Origin of the sequence: Marinobacterium maritimum, from assembly GCF_039523155.1 — a bacterium.
GTDB classification, from domain to species: domain Bacteria; phylum Pseudomonadota; class Gammaproteobacteria; order Pseudomonadales; family Balneatricaceae; genus Marinobacterium; species Marinobacterium maritimum.
In genome coordinates, this window is sequence record NZ_BAAAET010000001.1 from 1,309,075 (window position 1) to 1,330,167 (window position 21,093).

20 protein-coding genes are annotated in these 21,093 nt (G+C 57.3%); 7 read left to right on the top strand and 13 right to left on the bottom strand.

Annotated features, from left to right (window positions below):
• Nucleotides 1-76 precede the first annotated feature (76 nt).
• The 8 genes from ABD013_RS06030 to ABD013_RS06065 form a co-directional block, all read right to left on the bottom strand.
• Nucleotides 77-502, bottom strand: coding sequence for a SoxAX-binding protein (locus tag ABD013_RS06030; RefSeq protein WP_343803679.1), 426 nt, complete (start codon nt 500-502; stop codon nt 77-79).
• 12 nt (nt 503-514) lie between these two features.
• Nucleotides 515-1,381 carry a sulfur oxidation c-type cytochrome SoxA gene (soxA, locus tag ABD013_RS06035; protein WP_343803682.1) on the bottom strand — a complete coding sequence of 289 codons (867 nt, stop codon included), beginning with the start codon at nt 1,379-1,381 and terminating at the stop codon, nt 515-517.
• Nucleotides 1,382-1,401: 20 nt separating this feature from the next.
• A complete protein-coding gene (gene soxZ, locus ABD013_RS06040) occupies nt 1,402-1,710 on the bottom strand; it encodes a thiosulfate oxidation carrier complex protein SoxZ (protein ID WP_343803685.1) in 309 nt (102 codons plus the stop codon).
• Nucleotides 1,711-1,737: 27 nt separating this feature from the next.
• Nucleotides 1,738-2,199 (bottom strand): thiosulfate oxidation carrier protein SoxY, encoded by a 462-nt coding sequence (gene soxY / locus ABD013_RS06045; protein WP_343803688.1) that lies wholly within the window; start codon nt 2,197-2,199, stop codon nt 1,738-1,740.
• Between the two features lie 31 nt (nt 2,200-2,230).
• Nucleotides 2,231-2,590, bottom strand: coding sequence for a sulfur oxidation c-type cytochrome SoxX (gene soxX / locus ABD013_RS06050; protein ID WP_343803691.1), 360 nt, complete (start codon nt 2,588-2,590; stop codon nt 2,231-2,233).
• A gap of 99 nt (nt 2,591-2,689) precedes the next feature.
• The gene (locus ABD013_RS06055; protein ID WP_343803694.1) at nt 2,690-3,712 is read right to left on the bottom strand and encodes a c-type cytochrome; all 1,023 of its coding nucleotides are present in this window, start codon (nt 3,710-3,712) and stop codon (nt 2,690-2,692) included.
• Nucleotides 3,696-5,030, bottom strand: a complete 1,335-nt coding sequence (gene soxC / locus ABD013_RS06060) for a sulfite dehydrogenase (protein ID WP_343803697.1) — start codon at nt 5,028-5,030, stop codon at nt 3,696-3,698. Before soxC ends, ABD013_RS06055 begins: the two co-directional genes overlap by 17 nt.
• 106 nt (nt 5,031-5,136) lie before the next feature.
• Nucleotides 5,137-6,459: a sigma-54 interaction domain-containing protein gene (locus ABD013_RS06065; protein WP_343803700.1), complete on the bottom strand. Its 1,323-nt coding sequence runs from the start codon at nt 6,457-6,459 to the stop codon at nt 5,137-5,139.
• Between the two features lie 266 nt (nt 6,460-6,725).
• On the opposite strand from ABD013_RS06065, the gene ABD013_RS06070 reads away from it, so the two are divergent.
• From ABD013_RS06070 to ABD013_RS06085, 4 genes are all read left to right on the top strand, one after another.
• Entirely contained in the window at nt 6,726-8,303 is a 1,578-nt protein-coding gene (locus tag ABD013_RS06070; protein ID WP_343803703.1) for a cytochrome ubiquinol oxidase subunit I, read from the top strand.
• Nucleotides 8,304-8,320: 17 nt separating this feature from the next.
• Nucleotides 8,321-9,463 carry a cytochrome d ubiquinol oxidase subunit II gene (gene cydB, locus ABD013_RS06075; protein WP_343803705.1) on the top strand — a complete coding sequence of 381 codons (1,143 nt, stop codon included), beginning with the start codon at nt 8,321-8,323 and terminating at the stop codon, nt 9,461-9,463.
• A 16-nt stretch (nt 9,464-9,479) separates the two neighbouring features.
• Nucleotides 9,480-9,578, top strand: coding sequence for a cytochrome bd-I oxidase subunit CydX (cydX, locus tag ABD013_RS06080; RefSeq protein ID WP_343803708.1), 99 nt, complete (start codon nt 9,480-9,482; stop codon nt 9,576-9,578).
• 179 nt (nt 9,579-9,757) lie between these two features.
• Complete coding sequence (locus ABD013_RS06085) at nt 9,758-11,185, top strand: two-component system sensor histidine kinase NtrB (RefSeq protein WP_343803711.1); 1,428 nt, start codon at nt 9,758-9,760, stop codon at nt 11,183-11,185.
• Between the two features lie 68 nt (nt 11,186-11,253).
• On the opposite strand, the gene ABD013_RS06090 is transcribed toward ABD013_RS06085, so the two are convergent.
• From ABD013_RS06090 to ABD013_RS06110, 5 genes are all read right to left on the bottom strand, one after another.
• Nucleotides 11,254-11,631, bottom strand: a complete 378-nt coding sequence (locus tag ABD013_RS06090; RefSeq protein ID WP_343803714.1) for a RidA family protein — start codon at nt 11,629-11,631, stop codon at nt 11,254-11,256.
• 90 nt (nt 11,632-11,721) lie between these two features.
• Nucleotides 11,722-13,293, bottom strand: a complete 1,572-nt coding sequence (locus ABD013_RS06095) for a BCCT family transporter (protein ID WP_343803717.1) — start codon at nt 13,291-13,293, stop codon at nt 11,722-11,724.
• 109 nt (nt 13,294-13,402) lie between these two features.
• Nucleotides 13,403-14,404 carry a dipeptidase gene (locus ABD013_RS06100; protein ID WP_343803720.1) on the bottom strand — a complete coding sequence of 334 codons (1,002 nt, stop codon included), beginning with the start codon at nt 14,402-14,404 and terminating at the stop codon, nt 13,403-13,405.
• A gap of 12 nt (nt 14,405-14,416) precedes the next feature.
• Nucleotides 14,417-15,859 carry an aldehyde dehydrogenase family protein gene (locus ABD013_RS06105; RefSeq protein ID WP_343803723.1) on the bottom strand — a complete coding sequence of 481 codons (1,443 nt, stop codon included), beginning with the start codon at nt 15,857-15,859 and terminating at the stop codon, nt 14,417-14,419.
• Nucleotides 15,860-16,175: 316 nt separating this feature from the next.
• Nucleotides 16,176-17,066 (bottom strand): porin, encoded by an 891-nt coding sequence (locus ABD013_RS06110; RefSeq protein WP_343803726.1) that lies wholly within the window; start codon nt 17,064-17,066, stop codon nt 16,176-16,178.
• Between the two features lie 268 nt (nt 17,067-17,334).
• Between ABD013_RS06110 and ABD013_RS06115 the strand changes: the two genes are divergently transcribed.
• The 3 genes from ABD013_RS06115 (at nt 17,335) to ABD013_RS06125 (ending at nt 21,012) form a co-directional block, all read left to right on the top strand.
• Entirely contained in the window at nt 17,335-18,240 is a 906-nt protein-coding gene (locus ABD013_RS06115) for a LysR family transcriptional regulator (protein ID WP_343803729.1), read from the top strand.
• Between the two features lie 314 nt (nt 18,241-18,554).
• The gene (locus tag ABD013_RS06120; protein WP_343803732.1) at nt 18,555-20,264 is read left to right on the top strand and encodes a hypothetical protein; all 1,710 of its coding nucleotides are present in this window, start codon (nt 18,555-18,557) and stop codon (nt 20,262-20,264) included.
• Nucleotides 20,265-20,274: 10 nt separating this feature from the next.
• Complete coding sequence (locus ABD013_RS06125) at nt 20,275-21,012, top strand: DUF3726 domain-containing protein (RefSeq protein WP_343803735.1); 738 nt, start codon at nt 20,275-20,277, stop codon at nt 21,010-21,012.
• The last annotated feature ends 81 nt before the right edge of the window (nt 21,013-21,093 follow it).

A 21,093-nucleotide genomic window follows, 5' to 3' on the forward strand; every position in this document is an offset into this window, starting at 1 on the left:
GGCATTCACCTTCCACAGACAAAAAGCCCGCACCCGGTCAGGGTCAGCAGGCATTGGCACTCAAGCAGAGCAATATTTACTCAGGCACTGCACGCTGCCAGTTGGCCTCGGCATCCTCATACTGCGCAATCGACATCCGGGCTTGGTACTTGGCTCGTGCCGCCAGATTCATTGCCTGCTGGTACTGCCCTTCAGCGACTGCGGCACGCGCCTGCTCAATATAACGGGCAGGATCACGCCATTCGTAGCCAACCTCAGCCGACTTTACGCGCAGCGCTTCAGCACTGGCGATCAGGGCCTCGGCATTCGCCTGACTCGGCTCCGCCATCGCCTCCACCTCTTCAGGATGGTCGGTCGTGTAGGTTTTACCCTCGTAGGTGAATTCATGTCCTTTGCCATACAGCGCGCGCTGCTGGTCGAACACCTGCTCGAAAGACTCCGCCTGGACCGCCCCAGCCGAAAACGTCAGCACGGCGGCCAGCATCATTGTCGTTTTTTTCATTCCTCGCCTCCGTTACTTGCGCGCACCCGGCCCATTCACGACCAGCCCGTTGCTCATGTAGGTCTGGAAGTATTCCAGCTTGCGGAACTCGTCCGACTGAGGTGGCAACGGCACCGAACGGGAGTCTCGATGACAACCTTCGTAACGGCGATGCAGGGTGCCAATCTCGCCCCACTTGGACCTCACGACCGGAAAGTGGGTTGGCTGACCCAGAGTCGGTCCTGGCAGGTCTGCACGAATGTAAATACGAGACCCCTGAAGGTGACAGTTGGCACAGGACAGGTTCAGTTGACCGCGCTTGGCATAGAAGAATTTCTTGCCGTCCAGGTAGGCCTGCAGCGCTCGCGGGTCATCAGCCGGAATATCGATGTCGAACGGCTTACCCCTGGAGGTAAATGCCATATAGGCCGAGATCTTGGCAATATCGCCCTTTTTCCACGGCAAGGGGTCTTCACCGTTGCTGGCACGACATTCGTTGATCTCCTGCTCCAGCGTTTTGACCGTGCCCTCGGCCTTATTCCAGTAGGGATAGTTTTGGCGAATGCCGATGCCGCCATTGTCGAAACAGTCGGCATAGCCCTTGCCGTTCGCAAAAGGCGTGTTAAACAGTTCTTCGCCCTCTTCGAGATCAAACTCATAGGGCGGAAACTCCATCAACGCATCCCACTGCTTGCGTGAATCCGGATCAACAGCGTAGATACCATTGACATAGTCTTCCAGCGGCACACCCGGGAAGCGCTGCTGATAGTATTTCTGCAGCGCCAGACGATCCGCTTCGGGATCAACCGTTTCCAGGGTAAAGCCGCTCTCCGCGGCCAGGCCTGTCTGTGACAGTGCCACCAGGCCGGCCCCGAGCAGGAATTTTTTTATTGTCTTCATACTCACTCCGGTGGTTGTCCTCAGCGAATGTCGGCTGTTTCGGTACCGGACTTGCCCGTATTTTCTTTCCAGCTCAGTTCCAGAGTGTCGCCAGACGCGCCACCAGCAAAACTGAATGAAAAGTAGGGGTTCTTCGACACGGCAGGCCCCAGGTTGGCCGCAAAGACCACCTTGCCCGCATGCTTGACTTCGATTTCAGACAGGAACAGCGCCGGAATGATATTGCCGGACTTGTCCTTGCGCTGGCCGGTTTCCATGATGTGCTTGGCCATCATCTTCACATCGGTGTTACCACCACGCGCCTTGGCTTTGACTTTCATGATACCCATAGTGTGTCTCCTCAGATCCTGTCGCTGTTAGCCGCCGCAGCCACCGATGGTGACCTTGACCTCTTTGGTCGCGCTGTAGAGTTTGCCATCGGCCTTGACCACCGCTGTTACATTGGTGGTTTTTCCCATGCGCACACGGGTCGATACGTCGGCAGCCGTCCCTTCCGGAATGATGAACTGGGCCGCCAGGGGCGACGGGTTGTTCTCGATGAAAATGCTCATCGACTCTACATTGGCCATATTGGTGCTGACCGATACCGGTACCACGGCACCGTTTTCAGCGATGTCCGGCGCATCAAGAATGACGTCAGCGCTTTCAGTCGCGGCATCACTGCCATACAACGCCTTGATGGCAGCGCCCTGCTCTTTGGCTTCAAACGCCTCCTTGGCCCAGGCCGCCATCGCAACCCGCGGCATCAACACACCCAGTCCCATCAGCGCACCACCTGCAGCAACGGCCTTGACCAGGGTTCGACGATTCATACTCATATATTCATCCTCATGTTTACCCGTCAGGGCCTTAGTACTGATAGATATACTCGACCACGGCATCGATCTCGTCTTCAGACAGGATCCAGTGCTTGCCGATTGGCGGCATGATGCTTAACGGATTGGCGACTGTTGCGTCCCACACCTGAGCCCGAAGCTTGTGCTTGTCAGGGAAACGCTGTTTCATGGCGATCATCATTGGCCCCTGATTGCCGGGCAGATTCGCTATGGGGTCGTTTATGTTGTGGCAGGATATGCAGTTGCCACGCGTTTTATCGTGATAGACCGCTCTGCCGAGCTCGATCAGCTCCTCTTGCGTCGCAGCCATCAGCGGGCCACTCAGGGTCAGAGCAGCTGTAGCCGCACAAAGTGCGGTGGTCAGTCTGCGCATGTTTTCCTCCGCTCGGTCCCAGAAGGACTTCTTATTATTTCCTTTGGTTATATATTTATAATCCATAAATTACTAATAGCTATATTAGCGCCGGCTATTCTACTGACTTTTTTCTGTCATGAAAGAGACAGCATCGGAAACCTGCTTGTCTGAAAGATCGACCCGCCCCCCTTTGGGAGGCATAACGCCTTGTTTTCCGGCAAATCCTTCAACCGCATGCTTGACCAGTACCGCCATCCCTTGCTCAATCCTGGGCGCCCAGGCTCGGTAGTCCCCAACTTTGGGTGCTCCAGCCAGCCCGGTACCATGACAGGCGACGCAGGCCGCTTCGTACACCTGCTGTCCCGCCTGAGCGGCGGCCGATAATGTCACTTCGGCATGAGGCGTTGTATCCAGCTCGACTCCCAGTTCCTTCAGGCGCTCCTGCTCCTTCTGCTCCTCAAGGGCTTTCTGTGCTTCGTGCGAAGCAGCTGGAGCATCAGCGCCAGCGCGGAAGTGGCCAACCGGGGTGATACCACCGATCGTACCGACCATCTGCAGCTGTTGCGGATCGGCACAGCTGTCCATGCAGCGGGTATTGGTTGAGTCCGGGCGATCATCGAGGAAGAAACCATCCCGGTTGGGCATCTCGATCTCGGCCAGGTTGTCCCGCGTCAGCACGAACTCTTCGTCGACAATATCGTTCAAGTAAAGCACATAGGCCGCTATGGCGTAGGTTTCATCGGCACTGAGTGAGCGCGGTGCCGTAAACGGCATGGCGCGATGAATGTAGTCCCATAATGTACTGGCATAGGGCCAGTAGGACCCAACGGTCTTGGTGGGTCGCTCCAGCGTCAGGGTGTCATAGCCGCCGGCGAGGACCGGCCAGCGATCGATCCCCTCCCCAAAGGAGCCATGGCAACTGGCACAGCGGGACTCGTACAGCATCTCACCATCCATCACGCTACCCTGTCCCGGCGGCAACCCCATGCCATCGGGTCGCACATCGATATCCCAGCCGGCAATCTCCTCAGCGGTGGCGGCTCGGCCGATGCCCAATGGCTCGGCAATGGCCAGACCACTGCCCGCGAGGAACAGCCCAACGCACAGGGGACGCCAGTCGTGATCAGGTAATCTGAACATTGCTCACCTCCCCGTTGGACGCCACTTTCCAGGTATGGATTGAATTCTTGTGATAGATGGAGTTGGTACCGCGCACCTCACGCAGCTGCCTCAGTGTCGGCTGCACATAGCCGGTCTCATCGATCGCCCTCGCCTGCAGCAGCCAAGGCTGGCCTTCCCAGCGGGTCACCAGGCTGAAGCGGGTCAGCGCCTTGGGCAGCACCAGCCCCTTGAGCTGTGCCGGTACCCAGCTGACGCCACCATCGAAGGAGATATCCACCTGTTTGATCATGCCCCGCCCGGACCAGGCCAGACCTTCGATCTCGATAAAGCCGCTTTGGCGAATCGGTTTTTCCGGACAGGGATGGGTGATGACCGAATTGGTTTCCTGCACGAAACTGAATTTGCGCGCCTTGCCATTGGCCAGCAGGTCGGTGTATTTGGACGTTTCTTCCCGGTGATACCAGGGCTGATCACCCACTTCCAGACGACGCAGCCATTTGATCGAGGTATTACCTTCCCAGCCCGGGTTGATCAGACGCAGCGGGTAGCCCTGCTCGGGGCGCAGCCTTTCTCCGTTCTGGGCGTAGACTACCAGGGTGTCATCCAGCGCCTTCTCGATCGGGATAGAGCGGCTCATGTGGGCGCCATCGGCGCCTTCCGCCAGAATCCACTTGCCCTCGGGCTTGACGCCGGCCTCTTCGAGCAACACCCGCAGCGGAACACCGGTCCACTCACAGCAACTAAGCATGCCATGGGTGAACTGAAGCGCTTCCATCTGCGCCCCCTTCCACTCCATGCCGCCATTGGCCGGGCATTCCAGAAACTTGATTTCGGACACTGACGGGAAGCGCATCAGGTCGTCCATGGTGAAGATCAGCGGGCGATCCACCAGGCCGTGCAAGATCAGCCGATGCTCATCCGGATTAATCACCGGCACACCGGCATGATAACGTTCGAACACAAGACCGCTCGGGGTGATGATCCCCTTGAGCTCGGCCAGCGGTGTCATGGAAATGGAAGAGATCGACTCAGCCGTCAACCAGGGGACGGTACGACGTACCACATCCTGCTCAAACGCCGAAGGCATACCATAGGGATTTTCAACAACACCATGCCCCAAACGCCGGCTCCAGCCAGGCTCATTGGGCGGCAAGTTGGCAGGGTCAACACCCTCAGCAAGCGCGGATGGAACCGCGGCACCGACAGCCGCAGCGCTGAGTGCCGTAATCCCCCGGCGCAGGAAATCGCGCCTGTCCCGTTGCGACAGACCCTCGGACTCCCGCGCCAGCTGCGTCAGCATTTCACGCGTACTGGTGTTGCGGATGATTCTGGGCATAGCCAGCCTCCGATTGTTATGAACCCACACAGGCTCTTTATTATTTTTATGTAATAACAATAGACGAAGTGGCTATAACAACTTTTATACTTTAGTCTAACCTCGATCAGGTTTTGAGCTTGCGATAGAGGGTCCGCTCACTAACTCCCAGCTCCTTCGCCAGCGCCTGACGATCTCCTCGAAACCTGCGTGCAACAGAGGCCAGATAGCATGCTTCCAACTCCTCAAGCGGCATTACCGGCAATCGGTCCAGCACTGACTCAGGAGCCGATCCAGCCGAGACGTCTCCCGCATCCATGTCCTTCAGGTCTGGCGGCAGGTGATGCGGCAGAATAACGCCATCATCCGCCAGCAGGATACCGCGCTCCAGCAAGTTGCGTAGCTCTCGAATATTGCCCGGAAAAGGGTAACGAGCAAGACGTTTAAGCGTGTCGTCTGCCAAACGCACGGCATGCCCGCCTGGCAGGCGTTGCAACAGCACCGACACCAGCAGCGACAGATCCTCCCGCCGTTCCCGCAAGGGAGGCAACGGCACCGGAAAAGCCGAGATACGGTAGTAGAGATCCTGTCTGAAGCTGCCATCCTCAACCATCTGCCGCAGATTGCGGTGAGTCGCACAGACCAGTCGGAAGTCGGCGTGCTGAGGCTCAACACTGCCTACCGGCCGGAAAGTCCCGGTTTCAATCAACCGCAGCAGCTTAACCTGCAGGTTGAGCGGTATTTCACCGATTTCGTCCAGAAACAGGGTCCCGCCCCGTGCCGCTTCCACCAGTCCTTTCTTGCGGCTGACCGCACCGGTAAAGGCGCCCCTCTCATGTCCAAACAACTCACTCTCGAACAGCCCCTCGCTGAGTCCTGAACATTCCACGGTGACAAACGGGGCTCGCGAACGCGGGCTGCTGTCATGCAACGCGCGGGCGACCAGCTCCTTGCCGGTGCCGGACTCTCCCAGTAACAACACGGTAATTTCACTGGGAGCGGCACGGTGAATCAGAGACAACATATGCGTAAAAGCGGCCGCCCTGCCGACCAACCCCTCGTGCTCTGATACCTGTGCCCGTGCCTCCTTCACCTGATGCATCACTTCCAGATAACCGACCAGGTTGCCTTGTCGATCTTCCAGAGGTGCCATCTCCACATCAACATGCTCCTCCCCATACGGCGTGTTATGCAGATGCAGTACCCGCTGACGCTGACCGGTTTCCCGGCATGCCTTGAGCGGACAGGCCTCACCGGCCTGGTCACAGGGCACTGAATAACCGTGTGAAACGGCGTAGCACGTCCTGCCAAGGATGCGCCTCCCTTCTGGCGCGTAGTAGGCCTGATAAGCCGCGTTGGTCGCGACAATTTCATATTCAGTCGACAAAATGGCAGCAGGCTCGGGTATCGCATCAAGGATCACGGAAGGGTCAAAGATGTCGGTATTCATCGCTCTCTCAGCATCCGGTTCAGTCGCTGTCACCTGACAGTTTTGCCAGTCATACTGACACATATGACACCCATGCGACACTATGTCACTTTCCGAGATGCTGTGTTCCCCCTATTAATATGCTTCGGCGATACGCTAAGCTGCGTATTTCGTGGCTTATATCAAAGAGTTATCCACACAAAACATAAAGCAATAAATGGCACAAAAAGTGCTTTGCAAGTGACATAACTTACGCACAGCTGCTTAACCCTCACAGGAGACTGGTAATGATCACTGAGGAAATCGTTGATCTTTCCCGGCTACAATTTGCCATCACGGCGATGTACCACTTCCTCTTCGTCCCCCTTACGCTGGGGCTGTCATTCATGCTGGCCATCATGGAATCCGTTTATGTGATGACCGGCAAACAGATCTACAAGGATATGACCCAGTTCTGGGGCAAGCTTTTTGGTATCAACTTCGCGCTTGGCGTTACCACCGGCCTGACCATGGAATTTGAGTTTGGCACCAACTGGGCCTACTACTCGCATTATGTTGGCGACATCTTCGGTGCTCCGCTGGCGATCGAAGGCTTGATGGCCTTCTTCCTCGAGTCCACCTTCGTCGGCCTGTTCTTCTTCGGCTGGGAACGGCTGAGCAAAGTGAAACACCTGATGGTGACCTGGCTGGTGGCTCTGGGCTCCAACATGTCGGCCCTGTGGATTCTGGTTGCCAACGGCTGGATGCAGAACCCGGTCGGCTCCGAGTTCAGCTACGAAACCATGCGCATGGAAATGACCAGCTTTGCCGAAGTGTTCTTCAACCCGGTCGCTCAGGTTAAATTCGTCCATACCGTTTCCGCCGGTTACACCACTGCAGCCATGTTCGTACTGGGCATCAGCGCATACTACCTGCTGAAGGGACGCGACCTTCCCTTCGCCCGCCGCTCCTTTGCCATCGCATCCGCTTTCGGTCTTGCCGCTTCCCTGTCCGTTATTCTGCTCGGTGACGAGTCCGGTTACGAGATCGGTGACGTGCAAAAAACCAAACTGGCCGTGATCGAAGCAGAATGGGAAACCGAAGAGGCCCCGGCCGCCTTTACCCTGTTTGGCATGCCCAATGACGAAACCATGGAGACTGACTATGCGATCAAGATCCCCTATGTAATGGGCATCATCGCCACTCGCTCCATCGACGAGGAAGTCACCGGCATCAAGGATCTGATCATCGAGCATGAACAGCGCATCCGCAACGGCATGCACGCCTATGCCCTGCTGGAACGGCTGCGCAATGGTGAAGACAGTGCCGAACTCAAGGCCGAATTCGACCAGGTCAAAGTCGACCTGGGCTTTGGCCTGCTGTTGAAGAAATACACTGACAAGGTGGTCGATGCGACTGACGAGCAGATCAAAATGGCCGCGCGTGACACCATCCCGAGTGTGGCGCCGATGTTCTGGGCCTTCCGCGTCATGGTGGCCTGCGGCTTCTGGATGCTGATGATCTTTGCGCTGTCGTTCTGCTTCACCGCCCGTCGTACATCGTTCAACAAGCCCTGGCTGCTGCGCCTGGCACTGTTCTCGATTCCGGCCCCCTGGATCGCCTCGGAGATGGGCTGGTTCGTCGCCGAATTCGGCCGTCAGCCCTGGGCCATCGGTGAAATCCTGCCGACCTATGTTGCGCCATCCGTACTGACCAAGGCCGACCTGCTGGGCAGTCTGTTCGCGTTCATTGCGCTCTACACACTGCTCGCCATTGTCGAGATTTACCTGATGGTGAAATTCGCCCGCCTGGGGCCAAGCAGCCTTCACACCGGCCGCTACCACCATGAACAGCTGGACGTTGCGGCCAACGCCGTCAAAGTCTGATCGCGAGGAGACTGGATATGTTGTTCGATTATGAAACGCTAAAACTGCTCTGGTGGGTACTGGTCGGCGTACTGCTGATCGGCTTCGCCATCACCGACGGCTTTGACATGGGTGCCTGCGCTCTGCTGCCGCTGATCGGCAAAACCGACGACGAACGCCGCGTGGTGATCAATACCGTGGGACCTCACTGGGAGGGCAACCAGGTCTGGTTCATTACCGCGGGTGGCGCACTCTTTGCAGCCTGGCCAGCGGTTTATGCTGCGGCTTTCTCGGGCTTCTACTGGGCCATGCTGCTGGTACTCTTCGCCCTGTTTTTCCGCCCGGTCGGCTTCGACTACCGCTCCAAGCTGGCCAACAGCAAGTGGCGTCGCGCCTGGGACTGGGGCCTGATCGCGGGTGGCGTAGTGCCCTCACTGGTGTTCGGTGTTGCCTTCGGTAACCTGCTGTTGGGCGTCCCCTTCCAGCATGACGAGTTCATGCGTCCAAGCTACGATGGCAACCTGTTCGGTCTGCTCAACGGCTTCGGCCTGCTGTGCGGTGTTGTCAGCCTGGCCATGCTGTCCATGCATGGTGCAGTCTGGATTCATCTGCGCAGCCACGGTGATGTAGAACGCCGCGCCATGGGCTATGCCCAGCTACTGGCACTGGTCACACTGATCGCCTTCGCACTGGCCGGTATCTGGCTCAGCATGGGTATTGACGGCTATCGTATCGTCAGCCAACCCGAACTGGGTGCACTGCCGAACCCACTGGCCAAAGAAGTGGAAATTGCAGCGGGCGCCTGGCTGGCCAATTACAGCACTTATCCGTTGACCATGCTGGCTCCGGCCACCGGCTTCATCGGCTTGCTCGGTGTATTCCTGTTGGCACGCATGAATCGTCCCGGCCTGGCTTTCCTGTTCAGCTCTCTGGCACTGGCCGGCATCATCGCAACCGCAGGCGTATCCATGTTCCCGTTTGTGATGCCATCAAGCCTGAGCCCCAACTCAAGCCTGACCCTGTGGGACGCAGCCTCCAGCCACCTGACCCTGAATGTGATGGCGATAGCGGCATTCATTTTCGTGCCGATCATCCTGGCCTACACCCTGTGGTGCTACCGCTCACTCTGGGCCAAGATTTCGGTGGATTACATTCAGGACAATGATTACTCAGCCTACTGATTAAGGAGATACAACCATGTGGTACTTCGCCTGGATTCTCGGTGTACTCCTGGCCTGCTCGTTTGGCATCATCAATGCGATGTGGCTGGAGCACGAAGACATCGACACCCCTTGACGGTCTCATTACCGTCTCTCCCTCAAAGGCGCCTTCAGGCGCTTTTTTCATATTTTTTTGTATTGTTCACGCTTAAACAGCCGTGAAATCGATAACAACATACCTTAGATGCCCGGCTATCCGTTATACTCACTCCAGCACTCATTCTTTCCACCCGGACATTCCGCCCCTACACCATCATGACTCGACTTCTACTGCTCACGACGCTGTTACTGACCTCACCCTTTACGCACGCCAGCCTGCTGGCCCCCTTCCGCAATGAAGATGGCAGCACCCGTTGGCAATACGTTGCCAACTTTTCCAGCGGTGTTCTGATTATCCTGCTGACGGTAGCCGCCTTCGTGCTGTTTGTTACCTGGCGCCGTGCCCGACGCTATAACATCGAGCTGGAAGAGATCCGAGGCCACCTGGAAGAGCGCGTCAAGGACCGTACGGCCAAGCTTGAGAAAGAGGTCGCCGAGCACGTGCTGACCGAGAAGCGTCTGCAGGCCTCCGAGTCCTATATTCAGAACATTCTCAGCTCCATGCCGCTGGTACTGGTCGGCCTTAACCGAGAAGGCATGATCACGCACTGGAACCGCCGTGCAGAGCAGGTTTCCGGAACCAAGGCCGAAGCGGCGATCGGACGTAACCTCTGGTCAATCTACCCCGACATCACGGTGACGCCTCAGCATATCGAGCAGGCACTGGAGAAGCGCCAGCCGCTGACACTGAGATACAGCCAGCCCGGCAGCTACCACATGGACATCACCGTCTACCCGCTGGAAAACTATGTCGAGCCGGGTGTGGTCGTACTGGTAGATGATGTTACCCGCCGAGTGATTACCGAGAACATGCTGATCCAGCATGACAAACTGTCGTCCATGGGCGAGCTGGCCACGGCAATGGCCAATGACATCTACACGCCGCTGCAGGCGATCCTCTTCGATCTGCGTAGCTTCCAGAACATCCTCGACTCCGGTCGCCTGCTGCCGGAAGACAGTGCTCAGAGCAACGAACTCGAACGTGTGCAGGGGCTGCTGGAGCACGCATCCGATAACGGCCGCCAGGTTGAATCCGTGATTCGCAACCTTCTGCAGTTTGCCCGTGGCCGTAATGCCCAGGCCGAGCCGGCCAACGTGGTCGATATTCTCGAGCACTCTCTGACCCAGGCCAGCGAAGCCCTGTCACTGCCGGACGCCATCCCGTTTGGCAAGATTCGGGTTGAACGTCACTTTGAAAACGAAATCCCGCAGGTGCCCTGCCATATCACCGAGCTGCAACAGGTGTTCCTGAGCCTGTTCCGCCATGCCTACCAGTCACTGGCCGAAAAAGCGCAGGCCAAGGGGCTGGACTTCATGCCGACGATCAAGCTGTATGTCGGCCAGTCCTACGACTCCCTGTCGCTTCGCATCCAGCACAACGGCACAGGTTTGAGCAGCGAAGAGCAGATGCACCTGTTCGAGCCCTATGTTCACAGCGCCAATGTGGAACAGCCCTCGGCCGCTGCCGACAGAAGGCTTTCTTTCGCCTACTTCGTGATCACCGAGCAGCACCGGGGCCATATGGCGGTAACCTCGGACCCGGATGTGGGAACCACTTTCCATATTCAGCTGGAACTGCACTAAAAAAGGCGGCAACCGCCGCCTGAAAGAAAGAGGCCTCTTGCCAAACGGCAAGGGGCTTTTTTTGATCCTTATGCCGGCACCGCCGCATAAGCCACGATCTCACATAACATCTCTTCACGGGCCAGACCGGCCACAATCATGGCAGCCCGGTTCGGGTATGGCGCTTCGAAATACTCTGCATAGACCTGGTTGAACACCGGCAGCTGTGAACGGTCGGTCACATAGATCAGCACCTGGGTTACATCAGCCATCGTCAAACCGGCCGCTTCGATGGTGTGCTTGAAGTTATCCATCGTCTGGCGCGCCTGGGCTTCAATGCCGCCCTCCACCACCTGACCGTTGGAATCGATGGGGATCTGGGCCGTAGACAGGGTTCCGTTGGCGATAACAGCCCACTCCAGAGGGGCCTTGGATGCAAAAAGATCGGTTTTCACAGCTGTTTTCATAGTGTTCTCAATCGTTGAATAGAGAGGAAGATCAGCAAAGGAATTTGACCGGGCAGCTTCCATCTCGGAAGCTGCCGGCCGTAGCAAGGATTAGAGCCCCTGCTCTTTCGCCATCTGACAGGCAATTTTGGGTGCTATCCAGAGTGACGGCAGCAGTACCAGGGATACCGGAACCGCGGTCACCACAATGAAGGACTGCAGTGCAGAAATGCCGCCGGAGCCGATAGAGATGAGCAAAGCGGCCATCAATCCCATCATGATGCCCCAGAACACGCGCACACTGCTCTGCGGATGGTCGGTACCGGTCATCACCATGGACACCGCATAGGTCATGGAATCACCGGTAGTGGCCACGAAGATGGTGGTCAGGATCAGGAACAGCACGGAGATCAGGAAACCCATCGGCAACTGCTCGGTAATCGCCAACAGCGCGGCCGGCAGGTTGAAGCCGGTAAACGGCTCGGAGATCACCCCGGGGTTGTTCAGCTCGAAGGAGAGGCCTGCCCCGCCCACAATGGTGAACCAGAAGCAGGTGATGACCGGTGCGACCACCGAGATCAGCAGAATCATTTCACGGATGGTACGGCCACGGGAAATACGTGCGACAAACATCGCCATCAGCGGACCATAGCCCAGGAACCAGCCCCAGAAAAACACGGTCCACCAGTCCAGCCAGCCGGTATCGGCACGGAAGGTCGCCATCGGAATGAATTCACTGACATAGATACCGAAGGATTGCAGGTAGCCGTCGATGATGAAACCGGTCGGCCCAAACGCCAGAATGAACAGCATCAGGCCCACTGCCAGAATCACGTTGGCACGGCTCAGAATCTGGATACCACGGTTAACGCCACTCACTGCCGACAGCGTATAGAGGCAGATCAGGCCGACCAGAATGAACACCTGGGTAGTATAGGTATTGGGTATACCGAACAGCTTTTCCAGACCAAAGCTGACCTGCAGGCCAAGGAAACCGATCGGGCCGACTGTACCCGCCACGACAGCCAGCACGCAGCAGGAATCAACTATGGCTCCCAAGGGACCTTTCATTACCCGTTCACCCAGCACCGGGTACAGCAATGTACGCGGCTTCAGCGGCAAACCCTTTTCATAATGGAGGTACATGAAGATGATGCCGGTCAGACTGCCCAGGATCGCCCAGGCAAGGAAGCCCCAATGCATGAAGCTCTGTGCCAGCGCGGCATAAGCGGCTTCCACGGTGCCGGTTTCAACGCCATCGGCGGCAAACAGTGGCGGCGGAGAGGTAAAGTGCGCCATCGGCTCGGCAGCCGCCCAGAACACGCCGCCTCCCGCCAGCAGAGTACACATGATTATGGAGATCCACTGAAAGGTGGTGATATCAGGTGTCTTGGTACCGCCCATCACCACGCTGCCGGTGCGACCGAAGCTCAACACAAGGCCAATGATGAAGGTCAGCAGTAACAGTACCTGCCAATAGGCACCGAAGTACCGGGTCGAAGTGGCAAAGGCCATATTGACCCAACCGGACACCAGGTCGATGTCATAGAGGGCAAAAGCGGCAAAGAGGGCGAGAATCCCACCGCTGATCAGGAATACGGGGAGGTCCACGCCTGAAAGCCATGATTTTCCTGGCATATCAAGCTCCCGACTGACGGTCGCAGCCTGTGTGGTTGTACTCATAATAGTCTCCTGGCGAGCTGTTATATTTATGATTGTTCGGAGATTCTGTGGGGGCTGTGCGGCTTCACTGCTGAGGCCGCACGATGTTTCAAATCCGGCTGAAACCCGCTCAGCTGCGTGGCATCAGCCCGTCCTCAAGGAAGTTGAGCCAGTTCAGCCCCATGATCCGGGCCACATCCTCATCACTGAAACCACGTGCCTGCAGGCCAGCGGTCAGGTTGGGGAAATCGCGACTGTCACGGAACCAGGACAGCGGGCGCGGCCAGTCAGCATTGGACTTGGAACCTTCGCCGTAGTCCATCTCCTTCGACCAGCGACCGTTGCGCATCCACTCCAGCACCGACAGCGGCTGCTCCTGACACAGGTCGGTGCCGATGCCGATATGCTCCACGCCCATCAGATCGGCGGTGCGCGCTACCATGTCGCAGAACTCCTCCAGCGTGCAGTCGGAGCCGTTCTTGAGATGGAACGGATAAAGACTGAACCCCAGCAGCCCACCGGACTCGCCCAGCGCCTTCAGCACAGTGTCTGACTTGTTGCGCTTGGCCGCATGAAAGCTGGTCGGGTTGGCGTGGGAGATCACGATGGGACGTTCTGACAGCTCGATCGCATCCAGAGTGCTGCGCTCGCCGCTGTGGCTCATGTCCACCACCATGCCGACGCGGTTCATCTCCCGGATCACCTGTTGACCGAACCGGGTCACACCGCTGTCTTCCGCTTCGTAGCAACCGCAGGCCAACAGGCTCTGGTTGTTGTAGGTCAGCTGCATGATCATCAGGTTCAGCTCGCGCATCACCTCGACCATGCCGATATCATCCTCGATCGGCGAGCAGTTCTGGGCACCGAACATGATGCCCACTCTGCCCAATGCCTTGGCGCGACGGATATCCTCCGCGCATTTCACCGGCATGATCAGGTCGCTGTTGTACTCAAAGTGGCGGTTCCACTCGGCGATGCGCAGCAGGGTCTCCCGGATCTGCTCGTGATAGACGATGGTGACATGCACCATCGTGACGCCGCCCTCGCGCAACTGTTCGAAGATCTGACGGTTCCAGTTGGAGTACTGGAGGCCGTCGATCACGACCAGGTCTTTGTGCAGGTTCTGGTTCATGGCCGGCTCCGTTTACGCACGCATGTAGGTGGTTTTGACGACGGTGTAGAACTCCTTGGCATAGCTGCCCTGCTCGCGCGGGCCGAAACTGGAGTCCTTGCGGCCGCCGAAAGGCACGTGATAATCGGTACCGGCCGTCGGCAGGTTGATCATCACGCAACCGGTCTTGGCGCGACGTTTGAAGTCGGTGGCATACTTCAGTGACTGGGTGCAGATGCCGCCGGTCAGACCGAAGTTGGTATCGTTCAGTGTCGCCAGTGCTTCTTCATAATCCTTCACCTTGATCACGCAGGCGATCGGCGCAAAGGCCTCTTCACGGTTGATGCGCATCTCGTTGGTGGTACCGGTGAACAACGCCGGCTGCATGAAGTAACCCTCGGTGTCTTCGTTCAGTACTTCGCCACCGTAGGCCAGCTGCCCGCCTTCGCTTTTGGCCAGTTCCAGGTAAGCCAGGTTCTGCTCCATCTGACGGGCATCGGCTACGGCACCGATATGCACGCCCTCTTTCAGCGGGTGGCCCACGACCAGTTTCTTCATGCGCTCGATCACGGCGGCAACGAAACGGTCGTGAATAGCTTCGGTTACAATCAGGCGGGAAGAGGCCGTACATTTCTGGCCGGTTCCCCCGAAGGCACCGTTGACGGCACATTCCACGGCGTTGTCCAGATCGGCGTCATCCAGCACCACCAGGGCGTTCTTGCTGCCCATCTCGAGCTGGCACTTGACCAGGTTTACAGCCGTGGCGGCAGCCACCTTGCGACCAGTCTCCAGCGAGCCGGTAAAGGTCAGCGCATTGATATCGCGAGAGTGGATCAGTACATCACCGACCTCGGCTCCCGGCCCCATCACCAGGTTGAAGGTACCGGCCGGCAACCCCTGACGCGAGATGATTTCGGTCAGCGCCCAGGCGGATGCCGGCACCTGATTCGCCGGCTTCCACACCACGGCGTTACCGAAGGCCAGCGCCGGTGCAATCTTCCAGGCGCCGGTTGCTGTCGGGAAATTCCAGGGCGTGATGATGCCAACCACACCCACCGGCTCACGGCGGGTTTCCACCTCGATGCCCGGACGTACGGAGTCGGCGGTTTCGCCCATCTGGCGCAGCACTTCAGCAGCGTAGTAATGGAAGAACTGACCTGAGCGATAGACTTCGCCCGCACCTTCGGCCAGCGTCTTGCCCTCTTCGCGCGCCAGTAATTCACCCAGCTCATCCTTGCGGGCAATAAGTTCGTCACCGATTGACATTAGGACGGAGTAACGCTGCTCCAGGCCGCTCTTTTGCCACTCTTGCTGTCCCTTGATGGCCGCGGCGATTGCAGCTTCAGTCTGTGCCTTGTCAGCCTGAGCATACTGACCGATCACATCACTGATGTCGGCCGGGCTGATATTCGCGATGACACTCGCGCCTTCGACCCATTCACCGGCGATATAGTTACGAAAGATTGATTCAGACATGATTACCTCCACCAAGTTGATGAGTTCATCTTAGGCAGGACGATTTAATAATAAAAATTAATAAATAATATTTAATGATTAGTCTTTCTTATCATGGGCAGGTTTAACGGCGGGACGACCCAGACATGCCTTCCGGCCCAACGAGACCAGGCCGACATGCTGGCTGGAGTACACTGAAAACAGGGATCAGGCGCTCAAAGGCATAGCGAAAGTCTGGGCAGACGTGCCGTGATGAAGCCAGGACGGGGTAAAACGATTAAGTGCCCATGCGTAACAGAAGGGGACACCATTACGCACGGGCGGATTGGAGCGAAGATCAGAAGTCGTAATTCATACCAATGTTGATCGTATGGGAATCCTCATTGCCATAAAGAACACCATCCCAGGCCATCGCCTCAACCCAGAGCTTCACCTTGGGATGCAGGTCATACTGGTACCCAAGGGTCACGGCATCAAAGTCGTTACCGGCCCCTGACTCATCCTCGAGGGTGGACAGGGCAAGGGTATACAGGTTTTTATCCGCCCGGATACCACCAATCAGGTCGGCACCCTTGCCAGCATTGTCCTTGTCGATATAGGCACCGTTGATGTAGAAGCCTTCACCCGTGTAGTAAGCCGCAATCCCGACAGAGTCATTGTCATCATTGATATAGCCCACCGCCAGCCTGAGGCTGTCGCTGGCCTGATAGGTTGCGGTGTACTGTGACTGCTCCACCTCATCATCATTGGAGTCATCATCGAACTGGGCCAGCACCGACAACTGAAGTCCATTGACATCCGGGCTGGTGTACATGATCGAATCACCAATGCGGAAATCACCATCCAGAGAGTAGTAGGCCGGGGCCGAATCCCACCACAGCTGGTCACCGGCATAGCCGACCGCATTGTAAAAGGCTGACCAGTAGCGTCCGGCCATCAAGGTACCAAAATCGCCTGTCAGGCCAACATAGCCTTGACGCTCATCCCCGACCTCGCGCTCGTCCAGATCAAGCGCGACTTCATACCTGGCAAAAGCGGCCAGAGATTCATCCAGCTGATGGCGACCTTCAACACCAATACGGCTGGCCGCATCCTTGAAATCTGTACTTTCGGTATGACCGGTCTTCTCCAGCTGGACACGCAGGCTGCCATAGAAGTTGATCTCCGGTTCAGTGGCGGTGGCCACCAGCGGCATCAGGGAAGCACAAGCGAGTGAAAGACATGTCATTCTTATTTTCATTATGGGTACTCCAGACTACAGGCACCTGAGACGGTTCATGGTTGTTTGACTTGAACACAGAAGCCGAGAGCCAGCCTCTGCACATCACCAGCCCTTCGGAGCCTGGTTCGAGATCGACCCGCCCCCTCTGGTCTGGTGTCCACCCTGTGGATGAAGGTATGCTAGAGCCCGTTTTTTAATAACAAAAATTAATAAAAAATATCTGACGATAAGACTATCTTATCGATAGTAGCCCGATGCCTCTGGAGGTCCTGTCATGCTGCCCGAATTGAAAATCGCCCAGCTCAGACACTTCGTCTGGGTCGCCGAGTTGAAAGGCTTTCATGCGGCCGCCGAAAAAGCCCACAGGACTCAACCGGCCATCTCGTTATCAATCAAGGATCTTGAGAACAAGCTGGGCGAGTCGCTGTTCGAGAAGCGCAATGCCAAATCGGCCAACGCCGAGCTGACCCCTTTCGGCCGCCATTTCCTGCCCCAGGCCAAGGAGTTGATCGCACATCACGACCGCATCGCCGAAGACATGACACTTATGGCCGAACACAAGACCGGCCATTTACGCCTGGCCTCGGTCCCCTCCATCGCCAGCCGCATGCTGCCCGACATCCTGTCCCGCTTCGTAGCAAATGCCCCCGACCTGCATATCAGCTTCTATGACGACAACGCTGCCGCAGTGCTCAGCATGGTGGAAAATCAGCAGGTGGACTTTGGCATTGCCAGCTTGTGGCATGCCGAGGAGCATGGTGACAAGAGTTTTACACCGATCTGGGAAGACCATGTCGGCGTCGTTTGCCGCCGCGACCATCCGCTGGCGGGACAGGAAGAACTGCACTGGGAAACCCTGCGCGAACATCGCCTGATCAGCAACGGCACCTCACGACTGCTGGAAGGGACAGAAGCGGAACCGATACTGCACGATTCTCAGTTCTACATCTCTAACATGATCTCGCTGGTTGCGATGCTGGAAGCGGGTCTGGGAGTAACCACTCTCCCCCGATTCGCCTTTCCCGAGGAAAGCAGCACCCTGGTATTCATCCCTTTGAGCACACCTCAGGTTGTGCGCAGCATCGGTATCGTACGCCTGAGTAACAAGTCGCTGTCGCCCGCAGCCGAGGCACTGGTGCAATTCATTCTGGAGCAGAACCCTCAGCCCGAAACAGACTGACGGCATTCAGCTCGGCAGCTCTGAACATTCAGAAATACCGAGCCTGAGCAGCCGATATACATAGAAAAAATAATAGCCAAAACGTTTTCGATAAGCCCAGCTTATCAGGCGATAGATCCTTTTCATTTGTCCTCACACCCGGCTTTGCACCAAGATAACTCCGTCACCACCGGTGTCCCTCTCTCTGCCGACTATAACTAAACAGGAAGCCAGCAGAGACCCAGAGCGCAAGGTTTCCATCACATCTATGCTGCGCTGCCCCTTGTGGCAGCAACTACCCAAAAAGATGTGGAGCAAAATAGAGGATCATAATAATGACAACGCCTGCTGCTATCCAAACCTCACTGCGGGGTGACAATGCGCTTCCCCTGCGCCCCGCCGAGCAGGTCATGAATCTGGAACGACTCGGTGCCATGCACCAGAGCCGCCTGAGCTTCATGCGCACCTTGGTACGTCGCATCATGCGCGAGCGCTGGCAGATCGAGCCGGCCCGCTTTGAACTGGACCAGGACGGTTACGGCACCGTGGTCTATGAAGTACGCGCCCCCCAGGGCCTGTACAGCTTCGTGCTGTTCTCCAACTACCTGTCGCCGGAAGCGCGTAATGACCGCGTTATCGCCACCCAGTGGGACCTGACCATGGCACTGGTAGAAGGCGAAGTCGATGACATCTATCTGGAAAAGCTGCGCCAGAACGTGCCCAAACAGGAAGCGGGCCGTGTCGATGCCCGCGTCTTTGTCCTCTCCCGTGCCAACCGCAGTGCACGCAACTTCGACTATGTAGTCGAGCAACTCGCCAAGGGTGAACAGCCCGACATCGAGCGCATCGCCAAGGTGGGCTACCTGTACCGCACCACAGCCGTTTATGGCAGTGGAAAGCTGGGCATGGCCGACTGGGAGAAGGTTCGAACCCATTACAAAGACTTTGCCCGCCCCTTTGCAGCCGAAATGTTTGTCTGCCTGATGCTGCGCAACTTCAGTCTGTTGCAGGCGGAGCATATTGCGCGTCACCGTGCTCCCGAACGCTTCCAGCCGATGAAACCGGAGATCAAGCGTTACTTCGGTATCGGTAATTCAACCGGTCTGGGCATGGCGCCTTATCTGGTCAACCACCCACTGCTGATCAACCAGTGGGTCGAGATGCGTGAGCTGGCGTTGGCCCGTGTGCGGACTCTGGGTGCCATTACGCCACGCATACGCGAGCAGCTTAACGAGCTGATCAACCGCTGCACCGGACATACCCGTGAAATCTGGACCGAGGACGAGTGGCAAACCCGCAACAACCAGCAGGTGCTGGTCGACCTGGAAGCACTTGCAGCTCAGGCGGCACAGCCGTTCGAGAACTGGGACGGGCTGCTCGACTGGAGTCAGCAACATTGTTCCCTGCAGGGACAGGAGATGCTGGTCTCCATTCTGCTTGAGCTCTATCCCGAGCTGGTGGACGATCTGGAAGATTTTCATTGTGCCGAGGAATTCCTCGATCTGGATCCGCTGATGCCGTTGCAGACCCTGAAAGACGTGATCGAAAACCGCTACGCCTGGGCGCTGGCGATCGATTTCAGCGTTGAGGGCACCCGTGAAACCTGCTGGTACCGGTCGGAAGAAAAGATGGAACCACGCCTAGGCAGCGTGGCCGATGCCGAGGCCAAGAAAAAGCAGATGGCATTGGGCGTAGGCTATGCCGTGCGCAAGTGCTACGACCAGCTATGCGAGTACGTTGAACAGCACCCGGATCACACCACGGCACGCTTTATGGTCGCACGGCCCAAGATGCGCGGTATCGTGCGTCGCATCCAGAGCATGAATCGCTGCATCTACGGTGATATTCAGGCCAACCTGCTGGACCGCAACGTTCTGCCGATGCACCTGCTGCGCTGCAAGCTGGCATTCTTCGGCGTCAGCAAGTTCGATCCGCGTTCCCGGCTCTGGGTACGCAATACCATGTTCCAGGGCGCTCCGCTGCTGGAAGATATCGGCAAGCAATTCGGCGATGACTGGTTCATGCCTCTGGCACCACAGCAGTAAGGAGTAGCCCATGAATATTTCCATGAACGAACTGAAAGCGGCCCTGCGTCGCTGCTTCGAAGCCAGTGGCTACTTTGTCGGCAACTACGAGGACGCCGCCAACATGATCCTCTGGCTGGAAAAACACGGCCTCAACGGCCTTGGTGAGCTGGAACGTGCCCTGCCCTATATCCGCAATGACAGTGACAAGCCGTTGAGCAGTGTGGTGTACGAGGACAGCACCTCGGCGATTATCGACAGCCACGGCCGCAGCGCGTTGAACTGCATTGCAGCCGCCGTGGACCTGGCCCACGCCAAGGCGCTCGAAAGCGGTATTGCCACCGTGACCGTACATAACTGCCACAACCGCATGTTCATTCTGAAAGCGCTGACTGATTGCGGTCGACGCGGTATCAGCGTGGCGGCCTACTGGCAGAACGGTGAACGCAACATCAGCGAGCACACCGCCGCCATCAAGGCGGGAGAGCGCTATCCCAGCTACAGCGAAGCAACCACCTGCCTGAATGCCAGTCCAGAAGACAAGCAAGCACTGACCATCATCTGCAGTTCCCGGGTAGATCTTTCAACGACCCTCAATCATCGCAAGACCCGTCTGCTCAGCGCCTCTCAGGTCGAGCAGAACAAGGAACATAGCGTCGATATGGGGATCGAGATCAAGCCCGCCCTCTGGGACGAGATCAACCGCATCGGTGCAGAAGTTCTGGTGGAAAACAGCGAACGCTCCCGCGCGGATGCCGGCGGCCGCTGAAATCGGTATTATCCAGTTCAACAAAGCCCCCTGAGGTCACGCACTAGCCTCTTCGGGGGCTTTTTCCATTTCAGGATCTGA

Bases quoted from the DNA above. Each gene is read 5' to 3' on its own strand.
- ABD013_RS06030 (WP_343803679.1), bottom strand. From the start codon at position 502: ATGAAAAAAACGACAATGATGCTGGCCGCCGTGCTGACGTTTTCGGCT.
- soxA (WP_343803682.1), bottom strand. From the start codon at position 1,381: ATGAAGACAATAAAAAAATTCCTGCTCGGGGCCGGCCTGGTGGCACTG.
- soxZ (WP_343803685.1), bottom strand. From the start codon at position 1,710: ATGGGTATCATGAAAGTCAAAGCCAAGGCGCGTGGTGGTAACACCGAT.
- soxY (WP_343803688.1), bottom strand. From the start codon at position 2,199: ATGAGTATGAATCGTCGAACCCTGGTCAAGGCCGTTGCTGCAGGTGGT.
- soxX (WP_343803691.1), bottom strand. From the start codon at position 2,590: ATGCGCAGACTGACCACCGCACTTTGTGCGGCTACAGCTGCTCTGACC.
- ABD013_RS06055 (WP_343803694.1), bottom strand. From the start codon at position 3,712: ATGTTCAGATTACCTGATCACGACTGGCGTCCCCTGTGCGTTGGGCTG.
- soxC (WP_343803697.1), bottom strand. From the start codon at position 5,030: ATGCCCAGAATCATCCGCAACACCAGTACGCGTGAAATGCTGACGCAG.
- ABD013_RS06065 (WP_343803700.1), bottom strand. From the start codon at position 6,459: ATGAATACCGACATCTTTGACCCTTCCGTGATCCTTGATGCGATACCC.
- ABD013_RS06070 (WP_343803703.1), top strand. From the start codon at position 6,726: ATGATCACTGAGGAAATCGTTGATCTTTCCCGGCTACAATTTGCCATC.
- cydB (WP_343803705.1), top strand. From the start codon at position 8,321: ATGTTGTTCGATTATGAAACGCTAAAACTGCTCTGGTGGGTACTGGTC.
- cydX (WP_343803708.1), top strand. From the start codon at position 9,480: ATGTGGTACTTCGCCTGGATTCTCGGTGTACTCCTGGCCTGCTCGTTT.
- ABD013_RS06085 (WP_343803711.1), top strand. From the start codon at position 9,758: ATGACTCGACTTCTACTGCTCACGACGCTGTTACTGACCTCACCCTTT.
- ABD013_RS06090 (WP_343803714.1), bottom strand. From the start codon at position 11,631: ATGAAAACAGCTGTGAAAACCGATCTTTTTGCATCCAAGGCCCCTCTG.
- ABD013_RS06095 (WP_343803717.1), bottom strand. From the start codon at position 13,293: ATGAGTACAACCACACAGGCTGCGACCGTCAGTCGGGAGCTTGATATG.
- ABD013_RS06100 (WP_343803720.1), bottom strand. From the start codon at position 14,404: ATGAACCAGAACCTGCACAAAGACCTGGTCGTGATCGACGGCCTCCAG.
- ABD013_RS06105 (WP_343803723.1), bottom strand. From the start codon at position 15,859: ATGTCTGAATCAATCTTTCGTAACTATATCGCCGGTGAATGGGTCGAA.
- ABD013_RS06110 (WP_343803726.1), bottom strand. From the start codon at position 17,066: ATGACATGTCTTTCACTCGCTTGTGCTTCCCTGATGCCGCTGGTGGCC.
- ABD013_RS06115 (WP_343803729.1), top strand. From the start codon at position 17,335: ATGCTGCCCGAATTGAAAATCGCCCAGCTCAGACACTTCGTCTGGGTC.
- ABD013_RS06120 (WP_343803732.1), top strand. From the start codon at position 18,555: ATGACAACGCCTGCTGCTATCCAAACCTCACTGCGGGGTGACAATGCG.
- ABD013_RS06125 (WP_343803735.1), top strand. From the start codon at position 20,275: ATGAATATTTCCATGAACGAACTGAAAGCGGCCCTGCGTCGCTGCTTC.